14 protein-coding genes and 1 pseudogene are annotated in these 20055 nt (G+C 52.3%); 8 read left to right on the forward strand and 7 right to left on the reverse strand.

Annotation, left to right across the window (positions count from 1 at the left end; all coding sequences use genetic code 11):
* Positions 1-5: 5 nt before the first annotated feature.
* The 5 genes from C3F13_07240 to selB all read left to right on the forward strand — a co-directional run bounded on the left by C3F13_07240 (position 6) and on the right by selB (position 6908).
* Positions 6-1727, forward strand: coding sequence for a hypothetical protein (locus C3F13_07240; protein ID PWB54078.1), 1722 nt, complete (start codon positions 6-8; stop codon positions 1725-1727).
* Positions 1728-1733: 6 nt separating this feature from the next.
* Complete coding sequence (locus C3F13_07245) at positions 1734-2330, forward strand: hypothetical protein (protein PWB54079.1); 597 nt, start codon at positions 1734-1736, stop codon at positions 2328-2330.
* Positions 2327-3748 (forward strand): hypothetical protein, encoded by a 1422-nt coding sequence (locus C3F13_07250; GenBank protein PWB54080.1) that lies wholly within the window; start codon positions 2327-2329, stop codon positions 3746-3748. The genes C3F13_07245 and C3F13_07250 overlap by 4 nt, the downstream gene beginning before the upstream one ends.
* Before the next feature lie 80 nt (positions 3749-3828).
* Positions 3829-5007: a hypothetical protein gene (locus C3F13_07255; GenBank protein ID PWB54081.1), complete on the forward strand. Its 1179-nt coding sequence runs from the start codon at positions 3829-3831 to the stop codon at positions 5005-5007.
* Positions 5008-5012: 5 nt separating this feature from the next.
* Complete coding sequence (gene selB / locus C3F13_07260) at positions 5013-6908, forward strand: selenocysteine-specific translation elongation factor (GenBank protein ID PWB54082.1); 1896 nt, start codon at positions 5013-5015, stop codon at positions 6906-6908.
* A gap of 33 nt (positions 6909-6941) precedes the next feature.
* Here the strand turns inward: selB and C3F13_07265 are convergent, their stop codons facing one another.
* The gene (locus tag C3F13_07265) at positions 6942-7211 is read right to left on the reverse strand and encodes a hypothetical protein (GenBank protein PWB54083.1); all 270 of its coding nucleotides are present in this window, start codon (positions 7209-7211) and stop codon (positions 6942-6944) included.
* Positions 7212-7214: 3 nt separating this feature from the next.
* Positions 7215-7904, reverse strand: a complete 690-nt coding sequence (locus tag C3F13_07270) for an RNA polymerase subunit sigma-24 (protein ID PWB54084.1) — start codon at positions 7902-7904, stop codon at positions 7215-7217.
* Positions 7905-8177: 273 nt separating this feature from the next.
* Between C3F13_07270 and C3F13_07275 the strand changes: the two genes are divergently transcribed.
* Positions 8178-9449: a hypothetical protein gene (locus C3F13_07275; GenBank protein PWB54085.1), complete on the forward strand. Its 1272-nt coding sequence runs from the start codon at positions 8178-8180 to the stop codon at positions 9447-9449.
* A 32-nt stretch (positions 9450-9481) separates the two neighbouring features.
* On the forward strand, positions 9482-11593 hold the full coding sequence (locus tag C3F13_07280; protein ID PWB54086.1) for an acyl-CoA synthetase: 2112 nt from the start codon (positions 9482-9484) through the stop codon (positions 11591-11593).
* A gap of 4 nt (positions 11594-11597) precedes the next feature.
* Here the strand turns inward: C3F13_07280 and C3F13_07285 are convergent, their stop codons facing one another.
* The 5 genes from C3F13_07285 to C3F13_07305 form a co-directional block, all read right to left on the reverse strand.
* On the reverse strand, positions 11598-12749 hold the full coding sequence (locus C3F13_07285) for a peptidase M20 (protein ID PWB54087.1): 1152 nt from the start codon (positions 12747-12749) through the stop codon (positions 11598-11600).
* A 2-nt stretch (positions 12750-12751) separates the two neighbouring features.
* Positions 12752-13768, reverse strand: coding sequence for a hypothetical protein (locus tag C3F13_07290; protein ID PWB54088.1), 1017 nt, complete (start codon positions 13766-13768; stop codon positions 12752-12754).
* A 61-nt stretch (positions 13769-13829) separates the two neighbouring features.
* Entirely contained in the window at positions 13830-15290 is a 1461-nt protein-coding gene (locus C3F13_07295) for a hypothetical protein (GenBank protein PWB54089.1), read from the reverse strand.
* A gap of 84 nt (positions 15291-15374) precedes the next feature.
* A complete protein-coding gene (locus tag C3F13_07300; protein ID PWB54090.1) occupies positions 15375-17012 on the reverse strand; it encodes a hypothetical protein in 1638 nt (545 codons plus the stop codon).
* On the reverse strand, positions 16954-18627 hold the full coding sequence (locus C3F13_07305; GenBank protein ID PWB54091.1) for a hypothetical protein: 1674 nt from the start codon (positions 18625-18627) through the stop codon (positions 16954-16956). The genes C3F13_07300 and C3F13_07305 overlap by 59 nt, the downstream gene beginning before the upstream one ends.
* A gap of 22 nt (positions 18628-18649) precedes the next feature.
* Between C3F13_07305 and ftcD the strand changes: the two are divergent.
* Positions 18650-19537: pseudogene (gene ftcD / locus C3F13_07310) on the forward strand (glutamate formimidoyltransferase).
* The last annotated feature ends 518 nt before the right edge of the window (positions 19538-20055 follow it).

The following is a 20055-nucleotide window of genomic DNA, read 5'->3' on the forward strand; positions in this document are numbered from 1 at the left end:
CCAAGATGCTGATCCTCCTGACCATATTTCTATTTATATTTGCTTCATTCGCCATGCTGATCCTGCACCTGGTCAGGCCGAGGTTCAGTATCCAGGGGTTTTTAGCTGTCCTTGCACTGCTGGTAGGGATCGTGCTGATCTCCATTTCACAGGCTGACATTCCCACGAGCATCACGGTACTAACCTGGGAACCTGAAAGCCTGTTTCCGTTCTCCCCCTCCTTACTGATCGATGATATCTCCTGGTTTTTTGCGTTTGGTCTAACCGCTTTATCTTTTTGCGTGCTGATCACTTCTATAGCAAATCTTGGCAGGAGCACGAAACATGACCAACCAGCAGCTCAAAATATCGTTACCGTCCAGGAAGACACAAGCTCAGCAGACAAAACCCATGCCAATAACTCCGACCTGGCTGAATCTACCGACCAGATGCCCAACTGGATACTATGGATCGTGATACTGATTTTCACCAGTATGGGGCTGGTGGCCGTCACAGCCGGGAATCTGCTCACCCTGATGCTCGCCTGGGCCGCCTTGGATATGCTGCAGCTTGTCACCCTTTTAAGCCAGACACCTAGCAGCCAGGTGCGTGAAAGAATGTTGATTAACTTTTCAGCCCGGATGGTAGCGCTGGTGCTGCTCATCATCGCTGCCTTGATGCAGCTGGCAGGAGGAGCTGGCCTTTCATTTGAAAATCTACCACCATCGGTAAGCCTGCTATTAATATTCGCAGCCGGGCTACGCCTGGGGGTTCTGCCCCCCTTGCTCCCGTTCAGCTATCAGATTGCCATCCGCCACGAGCTTGAGACGGTTCTACAGCTGATCCCTTCCGCAGCAAGTTTAATCCTGCTGGTTAGAGTGGCAAGTACAGGCATTCCACAGGATATCTTGCCTTACATACTGGGGTTCACCATTGTGGTTGGCTTGTATGCTTCAAACAAGTGGTTAACCCAACCTGATGCAGCGGCAGGCAGGAACTATTGGTTGTTAGGAATTTCCTCCCTGGCGTTATCCGCAGCGATGTTGGCTCAACCGTCTGCCAGCCTTGCCTGGGCGATCGCATGCCTGTTGTCGGGTGGTTTAGTTTTCTGTTTGGACATCCGGCACCGAAATCTCACTCCCCTTCTAATCCTGGGCTTGTTCAACATATCCATCTTACCCTTCAGCCCCACCTGGCAGGCAGCGAGTATGTATCAAGCCATCGGAGCAAGCAATACCGGCTTGGTTTTGACCATCATATTTTCATCTTTTCTTATCCTCATTCAATCGCTCATCTTTGCCGGCTATTTCCGCCATAGCTGGCGAGGTGTCTACCCGAATGAAGAAAGCAAAGCCATCCATATCGAAAAGTGGGTGTGGGTTTTATATCCATTTGGGCTAATGTTGATACTTACCACCCATCTGCTCATCGGTTGGCTCATCCTCCCTGATCTGCGCAATTTACCACTCTTCTCCTGGTTCATCGGTCCACTGACATTGCTGGTTTCCGCAACGATCCTGTTCTTACTAAAACGTATCCGCATTCCTTCTCGCATTGTTTCCAACCGTCTGAAATCATCAAATTGGAACAAGCTGTTCTCCCTCGAATGGTTATACCTGCTCATCTGGCAGATCTACCATGCCTTTAGCAGGGTTTTTGGCCTTGTCTCAACCATCCTTGAGGGGGACGGAGGCTTGCTATGGGCACTGGTATTATTTGCTTTAATATTTGTCTTCTTGCAGAAATGAGTGGTAATGAATCCTGATTCGCTGGCTCTTGGTGCGGTTATCCTGGTTGCCCTCACATCCGTGTATATCTTCATATCCAAGGATTGGCGTTTCAGTGTGGGAGCCTTAGCCATCCAATATATAGGTGTATTCATTTTAGCAAGCATATCTTGGCCGATGGAATTGGCGGCTGTTAAAATGGTGGCTGGCTGGATGGCAGCCGCCATATTAGGAATTGCCATGGCATATGTGCCCGAAGCCTGGTCTGAACAAGAAAGATTCCTGCGCTTTGGCACAGCTTTCCGGTTGCTCGCAGCTGGTATTTTAAGCCTGGCCATCACATCCCTGGTGCTTCATTCGGTAGAGTGGTTTCCAAACCTTTCCATCCCAATTCGCTGGGGGAGTTTTTTCTTGATCGGTATTGGGCTACTCCAGCTTAGCCTCACCTCCCATCCCTTGCGGGTGGTCGTCGGCCTGCTCACTACCCTATCTGGGTTCGAGGTCATTTATGCGGCAGTCGAATCATCCACGCTTGTGACAGGTCTTCTGGCAGTGGTTACCTTGGGTCTTGCCCTGGTTGGAACCTACCTGATCATTGGCCCGACGATGGAAGCCAATCCATGAGCACACCACTGCTGTGGATCATTACTCCGGCGGTGGGTGGAGTGGTAATTTTTTTTCTTCGCCGCTGGTACCGCCTAAACGTTCTCATCGGTACCGGTCTTATGTTAATACTGGCGCTTTCTGCGTGGAAGCTCCCCGTCAATGAAGCAGTAAAAATAGGTCAATGGTCCTTCAAGGTTACGGATACCTTTGAAGTACTCGGCCGGCAGTTCATCCTTAATAGCACACACCAACCCGGGTTAGCCGCGATATTCCTGATGTGTGCCTTCTGGTTTGCAGGGGTATACATCGCCGATGCTGGCCGCATGTACGTCCCGCTTGGGATGATCCTGGTTGCCCTGTTGATTGCTGCTTTGGCGGTTGAACCTTTCCTGTATGCAGCCCTGATCCTTGAGCTGGCCGCCTTGATTTGCGTACCCATGCTGGTAAGAGCTGGAGCATCGCCAGGTAAGGGTGCCCAAAGATTTTTAACCTTTCAAACCTTGGGGATGCCTTTTATCTTGTTTTCCGGATGGCTGCTGGCAGGTGTAGAAGCCAGCCCTGAGGAGACAGCCTTGCTTAGCCGGGCGATGCTCCTCCTGGCGTTTGGTTTTCTCTTCCTGCTGGCGATCTTTCCTTTTCACACCTGGATCCCGCTCCTGGCTGAAGAAACCAACCCATATGCCCTTGGGTTTATCCTGGTCATGTTGCCCTGGATGGTTACGTTATTGGGTTTGGGCTTCCTGGATCAATACAGCTGGCTGCGTAACTCTCCTGCTACGCTAAACTTGCTTCAGTTCTGTGGAGCATTGATGGTGTTCGTTGGGGGGATATGGTCTGCGTTCCAGCGACACCTGGGGCGCATTATGGGATATGCTTGCATGACCGAAATCGGCCTATCTTTACTGGCTATTACACAAAATAATGGGCTGGAGCTATTCTTTAGTATGGCTCTCCCACGCCTGCTGGCGATCGGTTTATGGGCCCTGGCTTTGTCTATCTTCTTCAACCTTCACCTTTCACCTGGGTCGGACGGTTTACGCTTCCGCACAGTACAGGGATTGGCTCGCAGCATGCCCGTTGCCTCGATGGCGTTAATCCTCGGCAGCTTATCAATTGCCGGGATGCCCCTACTGGCGGGCTTCCCTGTGCATATCTCGTTGTGGGGAAAGCTGGCATTTTCCACACCGGTGGTAGCAGGGTTCACCTTGTTGGGGAGTGTAGGGCTCTTCATCAGTGGAATACGCACAACAGCAGTTTTAACCATGGGGAGGAAGGAATCTCCCTGGCAGATGCACGAAAAACGATGGACACTCGTTTTTCTCATCGCAGGCATCCTATCCTTGTTCATCGTAGGGTTATTCCCGCAGTGGTTTTTACCTGCACTGACAAATATCTCCCAAGTCTTTTCTCACCTAATCTCCTGGCAAGTGCCGTAAATACACCTCATGCTATAATCGCATGTAATGAAGCTATTTATAGACAGCTTGCTTGATTTTAGTATGGATTAGGAGCCCACATGGATATTGATCAGCTTCAAAAACGGATTCAATGGGTGGAGGAAGATCGCCGCAAAGAAAAGGATGCCATTGCTCTCCTGGAGAACAAGCTGGTATCTTTGGAAGGCAACCTGTCGGCTACTTTACAGCAAGGCAAAAGTATCAACAGCGAGCTTACCAGGCTTTCAGCCATCGTTACCCGCATGGATCAGTATGACCAGGCATTGGTTAAATCGCGGATTGAATCAAAACAAGCGATTGACGAGCTCGATAAAGCGATCAAACTACGCGTCGACGAATCGGAAAGAGTCCACCAGGTGCAGATTAAATCCATCGATGTCACCTTTGCTGACCTCCAAAAACAGCTCGAGATGATCCCTAAACTGGATAAGAATATCCAGGCTCGCGTAGATATCGAAATTGCCATGCGCCGCACTCTAGATGAATTGCGAGGAAAAATCGATTCCGTACGAATTGAGGAAGAAGAATATACTCGCACGATCCGCTTATTGGAAGACGGGCGTCGGCAGGATGCCAAGCGCATTGTTGACCTGCAGGGCGAAGTTAATGCCATGCGGAAACGCCTGGATGACCAGCGTGGTCAGAACGAGTTGATCAATACCAACCTGCGGAAATTGGAAACCCGCTTGAATGAATTGATCACCGTGGAAGATGAGCGTCGGGAAGCGATGACCCAATTCCTGAATAAACAAGCAGTCACTCAAGTTGAGCGGGAACGTACATGGAAGGAATGGCAGACCCGCTTTGATATTATCGAGAAGCAGGGCGTGGATATCGAATCGCAACTGGTGAGCCTCGATAACACCCACCGTGAAGTAAAACGCATCCAGACTAACCTGGAAGACTTGACCCAGCGAGTTGAACGCCGTATCAGCGAGATCACTGAAATCCAGCGATTATCGGAAGACCGCTTCCGTCAGGAATGGGTTACTTTTAAAGCGGATGACCAGAAGCGCTGGACGAATTACACCCTCACCCAGGAAGAACAACGTAACGAAGCTAACCGCCAGTTTGGAAAACTGGCTGAACAGACCACCCACATTGAAGATGATCTCCAGGAGGTGAAGGACCTGATGCAGCAGGCAAACGAGCTGGTAGAAAAACGCCTGCAGTCCATTCTAACTGTGGCACATGAGTGGGTGACCACTTATGAGCGGACGATGGGAAATACCCGCTGAAGCGTATGCACGTCATTGGCACAGCCGGGCACGTTGATCATGGGAAATCCAGCCTTGTCCAGGCACTGACCGGGACCCATCCCGACCGCCTGAAGGAAGAACGCGAGCGGGAAATGACGATCGATCTGGGCTTTGCCTGGCTCACCTTGCCTTCTGGTGAAGAAATCGGCATTGTAGATGTGCCCGGTCACCGCGATTTCTTGGAAAACATGCTGGCAGGGGTGGGTGGGATTGACGCGGCATTATTTGTCATCGCCGCAGATGAAGGCATGATGCCCCAGACGATCGAGCACCTGGCAATCCTGGACATCTTGCAAATCCAGGGTGGAGTGATCGCGCTGACCAAGATTGACATGGTCGACGACCCAGACTGGCTCGACCTGGTTGAAGATGATATCCGGACAGCACTACAGCATACCGTCTTGGAATCAGCTCCCATCGTTCGTGTATCGTCCCGTACCCACCAAGGGATCCCCGAGCTACTACAGCGCCTCGACGAATGCCTGCTGAACCATCCACCCCGCGCAGACCTGGGGAGGCCACGCCTGCCAATCGACCGGGTTTTTTCCATGCCTGGCTTCGGTACCGTCGTAACCGGGACGCTCAGCGACGGCACGTTACAGGCGGGCAATGAAGTTGAGATCCTGCCGGCCGGCCTGCGCTCCCGCATCCGCGGTTTACAAACTCATCGTAAAAAAGAAGACCTGGCCATCCCAGGCAGCCGCACAGCAGTTAATCTCTCAGGCATCAATACCGAACAGGTGAAACGCGGGGATATCATTGCCTACCCGGGAAGCTACCAGCCTACCCGAAGGATCGATGTCAAGTTTAAATTGCTGGCCGACGTCCCCCTGCCGCTCAAACATGATACCATGGTAAAGTTTTTTATTGGTGCGGCCGAAGTGCTGGCCAGGGTACGGTTGTTGGGAAGCGAAGAGCTGCACCCAGGTGAGGAGGGTTGGTTGCAGCTTGAGCTGGAAGAGCCGGTCGTGGCCATCCGCGGTGATCGCTACATCCTGAGACGGCCCTCACCAGGTGAAACATTGGGCGGTGGAGTAATTATTGACCCCCACTCAAAAGGCAGGCACAAACGGTTCTCTGGGGGTGAGCTGGCCAGGCTAGAGTTGCTGAGCCGGGGAACTCCCGCGGAAATCCTGCTGCAAGCCCTGACAGCCCTGGGGATTGCCTCGCTTCAGGATGTTATCAGCCGTTCTAACCTCGACGCCACCATAGCCAAAAATGCTGCTCAGGAATTGGTCACCCAAGGGGATGTCATTACCTTGGATAATTCACCAGGGCTCGCTGCATCCTCTCAATCCCTGGTCATTTCAAGAAGTTATTGTAACCAGCTGAAACGCCAGGTCTTACAGGAAGTAGGGGATTACCATAAGGTATATCCTCTACGCGGCGGTATGCCGCGTGAGGAGTTGAAATCCCGCCTGAAATTAATCTCTCGGCCATATAACGCCATCTTACATTTGATCGTCGCGGATGGGGACCTGGTCGAAACCGGTGCGTTTGTTCGCTTAACAAACCATGCCATCCGCTTCAACTCCCAGCAACAGCTGGCTGCGGATGGGTTATTGAAGCGCTTTGCCAGTGCACCATACTCCCCACCGTCTGCGAAGGAGTGCATCACGGAAGTTGGAGATGAGCTGTATAATGCCATGCTTGAATCAGGCTGGTTAGTTTCCATTCCCCCAGACGTGGTCTTCCGCAAACAAGATTATGAGCGGATGGTATCAGAAGTAATCAATTTATTACAGGGAGGAAAAACAATCACGGCAGCTGAAGTTCGCGATCATTTTAATACCAGCCGCCGATACGTACTGGCACTCCTTGAGCATCTGGATGCACGGGGAATTACTGTGCGCGAGGGGGATATTCGGCGTTTGAAATAAATGCTGGAAGCGCTTTCATTCTACAGGTTGTGCTTACTTTTCTAAATAATCTTCAATATTTAGAGATTTAAATAAGCGTTGGCGAATATCTACCGGGATGTTCTCATCGCTCGTAGTGGTATGGTATAGGTAGACGGTTTTTCGCAGCGTATCAACAACGACACGGCAATCTTCACAGTCTTCCAGGTGCTGTTCCAGAACGCTGCACAGCTCATCATCCAGCTCACCATCCACATACTCAGAAAGTGACCCGAGCAGTTGACGACAATTCTTATGTTCGTGTTTTTTCTTATCTTCCATCATCGGTCAGCTACTCCTCTTGAGAGAAGAAGCAGTCTCTCTAGGTGCTTTATGGGTAGACACTACCGGTTCATCGGCTGGCAGCTCGGTGCCACCGCCGGATTTTTCAGAAAAGTAGACTGAGAGTTCTTCTCGTAAGCGCAACCTGGCACGTGACAACCGGGTCTTTACTGCTGTGTCAGTTAACCCCAGCACCTCAGCGGTTTCGTGAGTTGATAAATCGTTGATATCTCGCAAGATAAACACGACTTTCAATCTTTCAGGAAGCTCTTGAACTGCTGCATCTAATTTTTTCCGGGTTTCTTCAGATAACAGTTCATCTTCAGGCAGGCAACACCAATCAATAATCTGGACTGGTTCTTGTTCACCTTCTTCGGTCTCAATTGGCTCATCGATGGATATCATCTCCGGATGTTTTCGTCTGATGATCATGAGCGCTTCGTTGGTTGCAATCCGAAACAGCCAGGTTGATATCTTTGAGCGCCCATCGAAGGATTTTATGGCCCGATAAGCTTTTAAAAATGTTTCTTGTAGAACATCCTCAGCATCCTGCTGTTGATTTAACATCTTTATAGCCAGGCGGTAGATCTTACTTGAGTATGCATCCACAAGGCGGGAAAACTCTTGTGGATCGCCGGCATGCAAAGCCTCCAGCGAAAAACCTTCAGCTGCTACCTTATTTTCATTTTCAGTCATTGATTAGATGCACCATGATTGCGATTGTTGCAGGTCTGCTTTGTTGATCGTTATTCCATCCTTATGCTTCCTTCAGATGCTGGTCATCAGGAGCTAATAAAGTATACCCGAGAATGCTGGCCTGTGTCGCGCTTTTTGATTAGTTGACAATGATAGATATTACTCGCCTTTGATATGAATTTTTTGTGCTGACCAACCTGCCAAACCATTCGGTGTTTAAACAGGTAAAATTACACGATGTTAATAAAGATTTTTTCATTGAAGGATACTGGTATGGATCATTTCCGACCGATATACATATTTATGCTTGTTATTGTCTTGGCAATAAGTGCCTGTACCTCAAAAACAGCTGCTCCCCCACCGGCTGCCTCACCAACCAGCCTCCCCACATCCACCTCAGTACCAACTGAAACCCCGACCAGCGAGCCGACCCTTCAACCGACTATCTTCCCGAGCCCGGAAGTTACTTCTACCCAGAGTAGCGGTTCTCTTCAACTACCAATCGGGTTCGCTGTATTTGCCCCCTCAGGTGGAAGTGCTTTCTATTACGACCTTCAAGGGCAGCCTCTCATTGAGCTGCAGGCTGCCAACCTGGGAATCGGTCCTAATGATCAGGCCGCTGTCGCAGGTCCCCTTACTGGCTCTCCGACCTCATCCATACCCCCGTTGATTTATTATGTTTTTGAAAATGGGGGTGAATTGTGGCAAACCGCAGGCGAAAGTAATGCCGTAATCAGAGCTGCTCCGAACCTGTTGAACATCATCAGCGCCGCGGGAAAACCCATCCTCTCCTTCTCCCTGCTGGAATACACGGATGCAGGGCTTTTATCACGGGTATTTCTGAGTGATCTTCAAACACTTCCGACCGCTGAAGCAATCTTTAATACCACCAACAGCCAAAACTTCGCTATCGAGAGCATAGCCATTGCCGTTAAAGACGACCAGCCAGTGGGATTATGGTACACCACAGTGCCTTATGGAATTGGTGGTAATATCGTTTTTGAGCCACGACAGTCCTTGACTTTCCTCGACCTGACTAATTTCCAGATGAACACCTATCTCGACACTACCAAGGCCCCGGTGGGTATCTCTATCGATCAGAGCTGGTTCGCCTATACGCAGGCTGGCGGCAGCGGACCGCTACGCATTATAAATAATTTTGATCCTTCCACCATAGTGTCATTCTCGTTGAAGGAAGGTAGTAACCGCGGTGCGGGAAATGCCATATTCTCACCTGGCAACCAGTACGTGGCCTGGAAGGAAGCCAGCGACGCGGATGGAAATGGCACACTCCTTCAAACCATACGGATCGGCAGCCTGGATGGCACACTGGTCAGTGAAATCCAGGATACTGCTTTGCTGGGCGCTTCTGGATTAGAAGAAGCTGGATGGGTGGTGCCGGTCGCATGGTTGGACGCTCAAACCTTGGCATTGGAAGTCCGCAACCCAACCGGCGAGAATTCGAGCATCCTCAGTGCTAAATACGACGGAACCGGAGTAGCCTACCTGGCGCCAGGTTCCTTTATTGGGCTTTTATATCCCTAGTCCTTCACACTCAAAAGGGCGGTCTATCTACCATGGAAAATTCATCCCTATCTCTTGCGCCGTACTTCTCACCCCATGGCATCGCTGTGGTCGGGGCATCCACCGATCCGAACAAACTGGGCTATGGCCTGGCACGCAACCTGGTGCAGTGCAATTTCCAGGGTGTTATCCATTTTGTCAATCCAAAAGGTGGCAGCTTGTTTGGCCGGCCAATCTATCCCTCCGTGATCGACCTGCCCAACCCGGTTGACCTGGCAATCATCCTGATCCCCGCCGAAGGTGTGGCGAAGGTTTTAAAGGAATGCGCTGAAAGGGGCATTCATGCGGTAATTGTTTCCTCGGGAGGCTTCCGTGAGACGGGTGAACACGGGGCGACCCTGGAAAAGGAGATCCTGGGTATTGCCAGGGAACATGACATCCGCCTGATCGGGCCGAACTGTATTGGTATCCTGGATACACACTTGCCATTGGATGCGACCTTTCTCCCACCGCCTGGTCCACCGCCAGGCGATGTGGCGTTCATCTCCCATTCAGGGGCGATTTGCGCGGCTGTGATCGATTGGGCCCGCGGCCAGGGTTTTGGCTTGTCACGTTTGGTCAGCCTGGGAAATCAGGCAGACGTAACTGAGACCGATGTGCTGGCCTCCGTCGCAGAGGATCGGTTCACCCGCGTGTTGACTTTATATCTGGAGGGGGTCAGCAATGGGCGCAAATTTGTCCAGGAAGCCCGCAATATCACACTCACGAAGCCGATTGTGGCCCTTAAGGTTGGCCGGTATCCCAGCGGGCAACGGGCTGCTGCCTCACATACTGGTGCATTGGCTGGCCAGGAAAATGCATTTAACGCAGCCTTCCGCCGGGCAGGGGTGATCCGTGCTGACACGAGTGAAGAATTATTTGATTGGGCACGCGCCCTGGCCTGGAGCCCGTTGCCTAAAGGACGGGCAATCGCCGTGCTTACCAGCGCAGGTGGGCCAGGTGTGACAGCCGCGGATGCCTTGGAAATGAATGGGATGTCATTGGCAGTATTGGCACCGGAAACGCAGGCGAAATTAGGCCAGATCCTGCCGCCTGCAGCTAGCTTACATAACCCAGTGGATATGCTGGCATCAGCCACACCCGAACAATTTGCAGCCTGCCTCCAAGTCTTGTTGGATGACTCCGGCGTGCACGGCGTTATGGTCGTTACCCCACCTCCGCCCATGCACACGACCGGCGCAGTGGCAAAAACGATGATTCCCATCATCCAAAATTCAAGTAAACCAGTCACCATCGCCTTGATGGGCGAACGGCTGATCCAGGAAGCGGTTGAGCACTTTAGAGCCGCCAGGGTACCTGAATACCGCTTCCCCGAACGAGCTGCTTCTGCCTTGGCCGTACTGGCGCAGCAGGCTGAGTACGTGGATAGTGAGAAACAGGCAAAGTACGTCCATGCCAGGGCTGACCTTGATGCAGTTAAGCAGGTCTTGCAGCTTCGCAAGGATAATCCTGGTTACCTTGACGCTTCCGAAATTTCCACTATCCTCAAATCCTACCGCTTACCAGGGGTACCGATGCGGTTGGCGGTTAACCCCGAAGCCGCTGTCTTAGATGCGGAAGAGATAAGCTACCCCGTCGTTCTAAAGATCGCAGCTGCGAATATCACGCACAAATCTGATATCGGCGGTGTGATGCTCAACCTGAGCGATGCAGAAGCGGTTAGGTCAGGGTTTACCAAGATCGTCGACAATGCCAAAAGCTTAAATCCCAAAGTCGATATCCAGGGTGTGTATGTCCAACGCATGCTGCCTGCTGGCCAGGAAGTTATCCTGGGGGCGGTCCAGGATGCTCAATTCGGACCACTGGTGATGTTCGGCTCTGGGGGCATTGAAGTTGAAGGGCTGAAAGATGTGGCTTTCTCGCTTGCCCCGCTGACTTTGAGGGATGCAGAGTGGATGTTGGAAAGCACCTGGGCAGGCCGGCGCCTGCACGGCTTCCGGAGCCTACCTCCGGCGGATCGGAAATCCGTCCTGGATGCCCTGATCCTGCTCGGTCAGCTGGCAGCTGATTTCCCTGAGCTGGCAGAAATCGAGATCAACCCGCTGCGTGTCTTCTCTGACTCACAGGGTTCTGCCGCACTGGACGTTCGTATGCGGGTTGCTTGATCTCTTACTGGTTAGTTCTACTGTTATCTTTAAAAACCGCCTGGATCAACTCCGCTACAATCCCAAGGCCCATACCAACGGGACCGGTATCGATGAACTCATCCTGGGTATGCGCCCCACCGCCGGTGGTCAATCCAACGCAGATGGCTGGCAAACCCCGGCTCAGGGGTACATTGGCGTCAGTGGAGCCAATATTCAAGCTCGGCTTTATGCCATACCGAGCATAACACTCCAATGCACGGGTAACCAGCGGATGGTCGGCTCGCAACTCACCAGATGGACGTTCTCCAACTACCTTAGCTTTTATTTTAACTTCCTGTCCGCCTGAGCGATTCTCCTCCTCGATGAGTGTCTCAACGCTGGTAGACAGGAGCCTTAGCGTTGAACGATCCTCTGAGCGCAGGTCCAGCTCACAGCTGGCTTCAGCTGCGATCGTATTCACCGATGTTCCCCCAGAAACCACCCCGATATTGACGGACGAGCGCGGTTCCACCGGGACGTCCATCCGGGTGATTTGCGTGATAAGCTGAGCCAGTACATGGATGGCAGATGGCCGACCAAAATCAATCCATGAATGACCTCCGGGCGTTTGAACCGTAAGGCGGTAACGCTTCACGCCCAACCCCCGATGATAGATATGCCCAATCAACATCCCCTCCAGGATGATATACGCCGCCGGATCATTTCCCAATTGATCTACAACCGCCTTCATCCCCTGCAGGTCTCCCAATCCTTCCTCACCCACATTTGCGACCAGCAGGAGGTCTCCTTCCGGTTGAGACAACCCATGCAAATCCGCACCATCCTTATTAAACAATAAAAAAAGACCAAATAAAGCAGCCAGGCCGAGTGAATTATCTCCAATGCCCGGACCATATATCCTGGTTCCACTCCGCCGGATGGACAAAGCACTGACCTGCGGGAAGACCGTGTCGAGGTGAGCAGACACCACCACCATCGGTTTCTTCGAGCGTCCAGGCAGTCTGATATACACATTGCCGCATTGATCTTTCCAAGCGTGCTCTGCGCCGTGATCACGGAGAGTGCTCAGGAAGAATTCAGAGCGCTGCTGCTCATGAAACGTGGGAGCTGGAACCTGCTGAATTTTTTCGGCCAGATCAACGACTTGGTTAATGATGGATGGATGGATTTCCAATGCTACACCTTGCGGATTCCGGCTTTCAATGCCTCAAGCCGTCCATGTGCCAGGCCAGGCAGGGCATCCAAAGCGTAAAATGCACCACTCCCCTCCACGGTGAGCGAAGCCGATATGTTGCCGTAAAGAGCAGCCTGCAAGGGCTCATAAGTCTGTCGATAGCCTGCCAAGAAACCCCCGCAGTAGGCATCACCTGCACCGGTTGGATCAGTCACCCTGGCAGGGTAGGCTGGCACCTCCCAGCGCGCATTCGTGGCGCGATCGTACAGGTACTGTCCGCTTTCACCGCGTTTCACGACAACGATCTCACAGCCGTAGCCAGCGATCGCTTCCATCATTTGCCACAGATCTGTGCTACGGCCATGGAACAGCTTGCGCATCTCATCTTCATTGGGCAGGAAGGCAGTCAGCCCAGTAACCAGGGCAGGCACATCATCCCAGAACGTGGGCGACATGGTTCCTGCAGAAGGATCCAGTGTGACGGTGGTAAAGCCATTCTGGCGGAGTACGGCAGGCAGGAGCATGTGGGTCAGGAAATCGATCGGGCACAGGTGGGCTGCGGTAGCATCCAGGAAGTCAGGTGGGATATCCGATTGGCGCAGTGAAGTCTGCATCAGGCGAGTGCGGCTGTCATAACTGGTGCCAGGGCGAGAGTAATTCAACAGGGCTTTCGGGAAAGGTTGCTGCAGGCGGGTAAAATGTGCCGCTGGATCTTCATTCAACCGGGTATAACCAATTCCATACACATAAAATGAGCGTAAGTCGATCGCTTCGGGCAGTACATGGATACCCCGGGTATCAAAACCTCGTTTGCGGATATCCTCAAGCCATTCGCTGGGAAAATCTTCACCCACCCTGGCGACCACTCCAGCCAGGCTGGCTGGTTCCCACACCCCAAAGCCAGCAGCGGCATAGATGACATTTCCACCCAGGATATCGATCAAGGCTTTTCCATTGGGGATAAGCGCAAAATCCCTGCGTAATTGCCCTGCCAATATATATTTCACTGAAGGTGCCATGACTGGTGGATTTCCCCTCCTTGTCCAATGATCACAAGATCAGAACGAAGACAATGACCATCTAGTGGGTGGCAACGATCTGACTGGAGGCATCGGCACAGGTGCAGGCCGTGACGATCCGGCCACCTTTTGTAAGTGTGCCTTCATATTCCACGCTACCTTTGAGGGTTACCCATCCGTCCATGTCCAAGGGAATGACGCTATCTGCTGGCATCCACTCGCCGTTATACTTTCGGGCGATATGAACATGGGTTCCAGTTGTCCGCCCCCCTTCACAGGAAGGATGACCAATCGCATCACCAGTTTGCAGTACTTTTCCAAGCGCCACTCTATCTCGGGTTTCGATGTGGAAGTAAAAAACCACCCAGCCTGTGCGCTCATCGCCATCACCATCCAGGTCAAGCACTACGGCGGCATCATCGGAGCGTACGATTACTCCGGGGGCGACCGCAGTTGCAAATTCGTCTGTCGAAACGCAACCACTTTTGATCGCTCCAGGGGCAAAATCGATGGCTGCCAGTGGCTCACCTTCACCAAAACCAGAATGCGGGCCACCTGTATAAGCCCAGGCAATGCCTGGCAGGAAGGGCAGCTCAAACGTTGGCTGAGTCAGGCTTCCAGGGATATGAGGGCTGACTGCCTGCCAGGGATCTCCGAACAGGTTTTTATAAGAGAGTGCGTATCCATCCTGTGCTACGGCATGTGCATATTGGTCCCCATCTACCAGCCTGGAAAAATAATACTGCAATGCAACGGAAGCCGCATTTTGCCATGGGTCAGGATGCTCAAGGGTTCCATCCAGATGCTCAAACTCGGTCAGCTGGCCGAGCCGCCAGTTATAGTAGGCATTGTTAAGCATATTCGCTGCCCACACCAGCTGCATGTACAGGCCTTCATGCTCCCAATCGCGGTATCCTAATGGATACTGGCTGATCCCTTCAGGCATGCTCGACAAGCTGAGCGCACCTGTCTGGTATTCCAACAACGCCAGCAGCACCCGCGGGCTGACACTGAAATTCAAGGCTACATAATCGATGATCGCTGCGGCAATGCGATTATCCCCAAAGGCATAGCCCTTATAACCTTTGAGCCACCCTGGCTGGGAGGCGATAAAACCGGCTGTATCGAAGCCAACCTGCGTCGGTCCATTGATGAAGAGGCTGTCGGGAATAATTTGGTACTGGGTTCCCCAAAATGGCTGGTAGTAAATCGGCATCTTCATCGGCATCCCGGGTGGCATGCTGGTGGCTCCTGCAGGGATAAAGCTGTTGGCAGCTAAAATTTCATCGACAGTGGTATTGAAATGGCTCGCCAGTGCGGGTAATGAATCACCCATCTGGGCAGTGTAGTCCACCAGCTCTCCAGGAGAATATGGTGGCCGCGCTGGCAAGGGTGTGGTGGTAACGTTTGGCTGGCTGATCGGAAAATTCTGCGTTGGGACCACCTGATCAGTCTCTGTGATCGCCTGCTCAGATATGCTCGCCGTTCTACACGCGCTCAGGATGACGGCACAGCATAGCATCAGGGTTGGTATTCGAAGCAATCTACTCATTCTTCAGGAACGATCATTTGGAGGTAGTTTCCCAGCCGGATAACGCGGTAGCGATCAAGGGGTATCCTTGGTACGCTTGATCTGCGATTCATACGACCCATAAACACTGGCCGAGATGGTATCTGTGCCACGTGTCATCGTACCTTCATATGGACTATTACCCGCATGCACAGTCCATCCACTCAACAGCAGGGGTAGTGGCCCATCCGCCGAAATCCATTCACCATTATATTTACGGGCAAAATGGACATGCGTACCGGTAGCGATGCCACCTACGCAGGAAGGATGCCCCAAATAATCTCCGGTTTCCACCCAATCACCAACCTTCACTGCTGGCTCGGTAAGATGCATATAAAGGATGTCCCAACCGGTTTGCTCTTTACCATCTCCATCCAGATCGACCAGCAGGGCTCCATTCCCCTCGCGCACGACCAACCCCGGTGCAGCCGCTACCACCCAGGCATACGACTTGACGCATCCCGACTCGGTACTGCCTGGAGCGAAATCAACCGCCGCGCGTGCACCATCCCGTTCCCAGGCGCCATGTGGTCCGCCGGAGTAACTCCAAATCTGGTCGATCAAAAACGGGAGGATCATTTGCGGCTGGATTAACGTAGGTGGGTATAAAGGCTCAAAATCCATCGCCCGTACCCATGGATTCCCATGCATACGCTCGTACACAGCCGGGAGACCATTATTGGCATCAAAGGCGCCTAACCAGCCTGTTGTGTCATTGATCTGCGCAAAATAATACTGGATCGCGACGGTTCCACTATTTAAATCGGGCGCCAAGCGTGCAGAGACCCCGTCTGAAAAAGTAACATCGGTTACCCAGCCTTCACGCCAGCCATAATAACCAACCGACAATTGGTTAACTGCCCAGGCTAGCTGTGAATAGAGACCTTTTAATGATAAGTCAACCTTACCTAACGGATAATCTTCCTGTTTTGGGTTGGAAGGATTGCCGAACACCCAGCCACTCTGGTATTCGATCAATGCTAGCAGCAAGCGTGGATTAATCGAGTTTTCTATGGCAATGCGCTCCACGATCTCAGCCCCGGTCGTCCACTCGGTGGAACCAAGCCACTCTTTATACCTGCTCAGATATCCACCAGCCTCATTGACGTACGCTTCGACATCAAAATCTGCTGCAGAAGGTGAGTAAACCAGCTCACTATCCGGGACTACTTTAACCGGGCTGGTGGTATTCACCAGCATATGGGGGATCAGTAGCAGGGTATCAGGTGATAACAACCCCGTAGGAGACAGAGCTTTATTTGACGAGCTTATATCGTCAACGTCGACTCCAAAACGGGTGGCAATGACGGGCAGCGTATCACCGGATTGGGTGTAATACAATAAGGGTGCTGCGTCAATCGGAACCGCCTCAGGTGTGGGGATAGCCGTAGACGATACCAGGATCTGCTCGGCAGGAGCATTGCTGGTCACCAGCGGGATAGCCCGATCGGTTGGGAAAATTAAGGAAGGAGTTGGAGAAGCCCATAATTTACCATTGGGTGCATTATAGAGTGGATCATTTTGATCCAATACGCCAATGGCACACGAGAGGCTGACCAATGCCAGCACCAGCCCACAAATGGTCACCCTGGTCAGGTTCGAGGGTCTCCTGGGCTTATTTGTAAATTGTGTTTTCAGGGAAAAACCCTTCCCAGGCTTCGACCGATTCTCCATCACGCGTTAAATACCCGTTATATTCTATACCATCACCACTCGACACCCAACCATCCAGGTTGAAAGGCAAACCGGTGATTGATTGAGTTTGATCTGCAGGAATCCACTCCCCATTATACCGCCTCGCCAGATGGAAATGGGTGCCTGTGGAATAGCCACCGGTACAGGACGGGTGCCCAATCCGTTCTCCGGCTTTGATAAACGTACCGGCCTCCACCCTGTCGCGGCCTTCAATATGCATATAAAGCACTGTCCAACCGGTACCTTCATTTCCATCGCCATCCAGATCCTGGATAACCCGCCCGGCATCGGCCCTGACGATCAGCCCATCGGCTACCGCCACCACCCATAGGTCACTTTCTATACAGCCAAGACCATTATTACCAGGCGCGAAGTCAAGGGCGGCCCAGGCTGACCCATCACCCCAGCCGCCGTGAGGACCCCCGGTAAAAGCCCAATCCACACCTGTTTCGAGTGGCAGTTGCATGGCAGGCTGCTCGAGGCCTTCCGGGATAATTGGATCAACAGCATAATCAAAAGGATGGCCGAAGAAATTACTAAACGTCGCATAGACCCCTTCCGGTGAGACCGCACGATCCCATCCGGAGCGGTCGTTCAGCAGGGCAAACAGCTGCTGGACACCCGCGGTACCGGCGTTGATGGACGGATCAATCGGGATAATTTCACCGTTATTCACCAACCAGCCTCCCACACCATCAACCCGCCATAGATAATAGCCCCGATTTAAATTGTTGGCAGCCCAGGCCAGCTGCAGGTAGAGTCCTTTACGCCAGATATCCTTGTTCCCCATGGGGTAATCACGGTTCTCATCAGGAGGATTGGCTTTGGTGACCCATCCGCTCTGATATTCCAACACCGCCAATAGCAGACGTGGGTTGACAGAATAGTCGGCGGCTACCCACTTAACGATCTCAGAACCTGTGAGCATTGCACCTTCGACTTCCTCACGATATTTTGCCAAATAACTATCGTATTGGTTGACGAAAGCATCAATATCGAACGCCTGTGCGTATGGACCGTATACCAGCTCAGAATCAGGCATGATCTTGAAGCTTGATCCCGGCGCTCCGGGGATAGGAGCGGGGATCACCAGCACCTGACCCACTTCTAACAGGTCAGGGTCGGCAATCGTGTTGGCCTGCAAGATCATCTGGGCGGTGATCCGGTAGCGATCGGCAATCTTCCCTAAGGTGTCGCCCGCCTGAACAGTATAAGTTTCGTCTTCGGTGCGGAGGGCAGGCAGCTCGATTGGAGTATTCGGGGTAGGTGAGACGATGGTGACATCATTCGGGCTGCGTACTACCGGGAGATTAATTTCCAGGCTGGCTTCAGACTCTGGTGTTGAGGTCGCCTCTGGAGTCACAATTGTATAATTGTGGGTGGGGATGGCAAGCGGTTCGATGGACTTCTGACAAGCCATTGAAATAATGAGCACCAGTAATATAGGGAATAGTATCAATATTATCTTGGAACGCATTTGTGATACCTTTCGCATTCTACCGTGAACGATGAACCAAGTCAACCAAGCCTTATGGGCTTGCAGGCTCGCCGCGCGAGTGACTGTCCGGGAAATCACCAAGGGTATAATTGCCATATTCTATCTACAGAGGTGTGCTATGGTACAACCTATGTTGGAGTGTATTCCCAACTTTTCAGACGCGCGGCGTCCGGATGTCATCGAAGCGATCATTAGCTCAATCACTGCTGTGGAAGGCGTCACCCTGCTCGACCGCCATTCTGATTTGGACCACAACCGAACGGTTATAACCTTCGTTGGACCACCCGCTGCTGTGGAGCAGGCTGCATTTCAGGCGATCGCCAAAGCTGCCCAGCTGATTGATCTCGACCACCATTCCGGCGAACACCCACGCATTGGGGCAACCGATGTCGTCCCGTTCGTACCAATTTCGGGAATGACGATGCAAGATTGTATCCAAATTGCCCGCCACTTGGGGGAACGGGTTGGAACCGATCTGAACATCCCGGTGTATTTGTATGAAGAAGCTGCTACCCGCCCCGAACGAACCAACCTCGAGAACATCCGCCGTGGGCAGTATGAAGCCTTGAAGCAGGAAATGGGCATCAAACCGGAACGCGACCCCGATTTTGGACCCAAGGTAGTTGGCCCGGCTGGGGCAACCGTGATCGGTGCCCGCCAGCCACTCATCGCCTATAACGTCTACCTGACCACGGATGATGTAAGCATCGCTGAGAAAATCGCCAAGACCATCCGCTTCTCATCCGGGGGACTTCGATACGTAAAAGCCCTGGGGATGCTCGTGGAAGGCAGGGCTCAAATCTCCATGAACCTTACGAACTTTCACAAGACTCCCATCGCGCTGGTGGTGGAAGCCATCCGCCGCGAAGCATCCCGCTTTGGGGTGATGATTCATCATGCTGAGCTGGTTGGTTTAATTCCTGAATCAGCTCTGGTTGATGCTGCTGCCTGGTACCTGCAGCTTGACCAGTTTCATTCAGACCAAATCCTGGAGCAGAAATTATTCACCCTGATCAAAAGCTCACAATCACAGTCCACTGTAAGCTATGCGATCGGGACCGGATTTCTAGATGATCTGGCGGCTGGTACAGCTACGCCTGGGGGCGGTTCGGCAGCTGCCTATGCTGGCGCTGCCGCAGCCGGGTTGGTGTCTATGGTTGCCCGTCTGACCATTGGCAAGAAAAAATATGCCGAATTTGAAAACAGAGTTCAGACGATCCTTACTCAGGCGGAATCCTTGCGGAATGACCTTACCGAGTTCATCCAGTTGGACTCCTCAGCCTTTGAGGGTGTGATGTCAGCCTACAAATTGCCTAAGCAGACCTCCGAGCAGCAGGATATTCGCCATAAGGCGATCCAGCAGGCCACATTACTGGCCACGCAGGTACCAATGGGAGTAGCCAATAAATCGTTGCGCGTGATTGAGCTTGCAGAGCAGATCATCCCCATTAGTAATGAAACGGCATTGAGCGATGCTGCAACCGGGGCATCTCTGGCGAAGGCCGCTATCAAAGGTGCAGGCTA

The organism is Anaerolineales bacterium, assembly GCA_003105035.1.
Taxonomy (GTDB): domain Bacteria; phylum Chloroflexota; class Anaerolineae; order Anaerolineales; family UBA4823; genus FEB-25.

What these genes read in the sequence shown, in the direction of transcription:
- C3F13_07240 (PWB54078.1), top strand. Translation starts at nt 6, where the DNA reads ATGCTGATCCTCCTGACCATATTTCTATTTATATTTGCTTCATTCGCC.
- C3F13_07245 (PWB54079.1), top strand. Translation starts at nt 1,734, where the DNA reads ATGAATCCTGATTCGCTGGCTCTTGGTGCGGTTATCCTGGTTGCCCTC.
- C3F13_07250 (PWB54080.1), top strand. Translation starts at nt 2,327, where the DNA reads ATGAGCACACCACTGCTGTGGATCATTACTCCGGCGGTGGGTGGAGTG.
- C3F13_07255 (PWB54081.1), top strand. Translation starts at nt 3,829, where the DNA reads ATGGATATTGATCAGCTTCAAAAACGGATTCAATGGGTGGAGGAAGAT.
- selB (PWB54082.1), top strand. Translation starts at nt 5,013, where the DNA reads ATGCACGTCATTGGCACAGCCGGGCACGTTGATCATGGGAAATCCAGC.
- C3F13_07265 (PWB54083.1), bottom strand. Translation starts at nt 7,211, where the DNA reads ATGATGGAAGATAAGAAAAAACACGAACATAAGAATTGTCGTCAACTG.
- C3F13_07270 (PWB54084.1), bottom strand. Translation starts at nt 7,904, where the DNA reads ATGACTGAAAATGAAAATAAGGTAGCAGCTGAAGGTTTTTCGCTGGAG.
- C3F13_07275 (PWB54085.1), top strand. Translation starts at nt 8,178, where the DNA reads ATGGATCATTTCCGACCGATATACATATTTATGCTTGTTATTGTCTTG.
- C3F13_07280 (PWB54086.1), top strand. Translation starts at nt 9,482, where the DNA reads ATGGAAAATTCATCCCTATCTCTTGCGCCGTACTTCTCACCCCATGGC.
- C3F13_07290 (PWB54088.1), bottom strand. Translation starts at nt 13,768, where the DNA reads ATGGCACCTTCAGTGAAATATATATTGGCAGGGCAATTACGCAGGGAT.
- C3F13_07295 (PWB54089.1), bottom strand. Translation starts at nt 15,290, where the DNA reads ATGCTATGCTGTGCCGTCATCCTGAGCGCGTGTAGAACGGCGAGCATA.
- C3F13_07300 (PWB54090.1), bottom strand. Translation starts at nt 17,012, where the DNA reads ATGGAGAATCGGTCGAAGCCTGGGAAGGGTTTTTCCCTGAAAACACAA.
- C3F13_07305 (PWB54091.1), bottom strand. Translation starts at nt 18,627, where the DNA reads ATGGCAATTATACCCTTGGTGATTTCCCGGACAGTCACTCGCGCGGCG.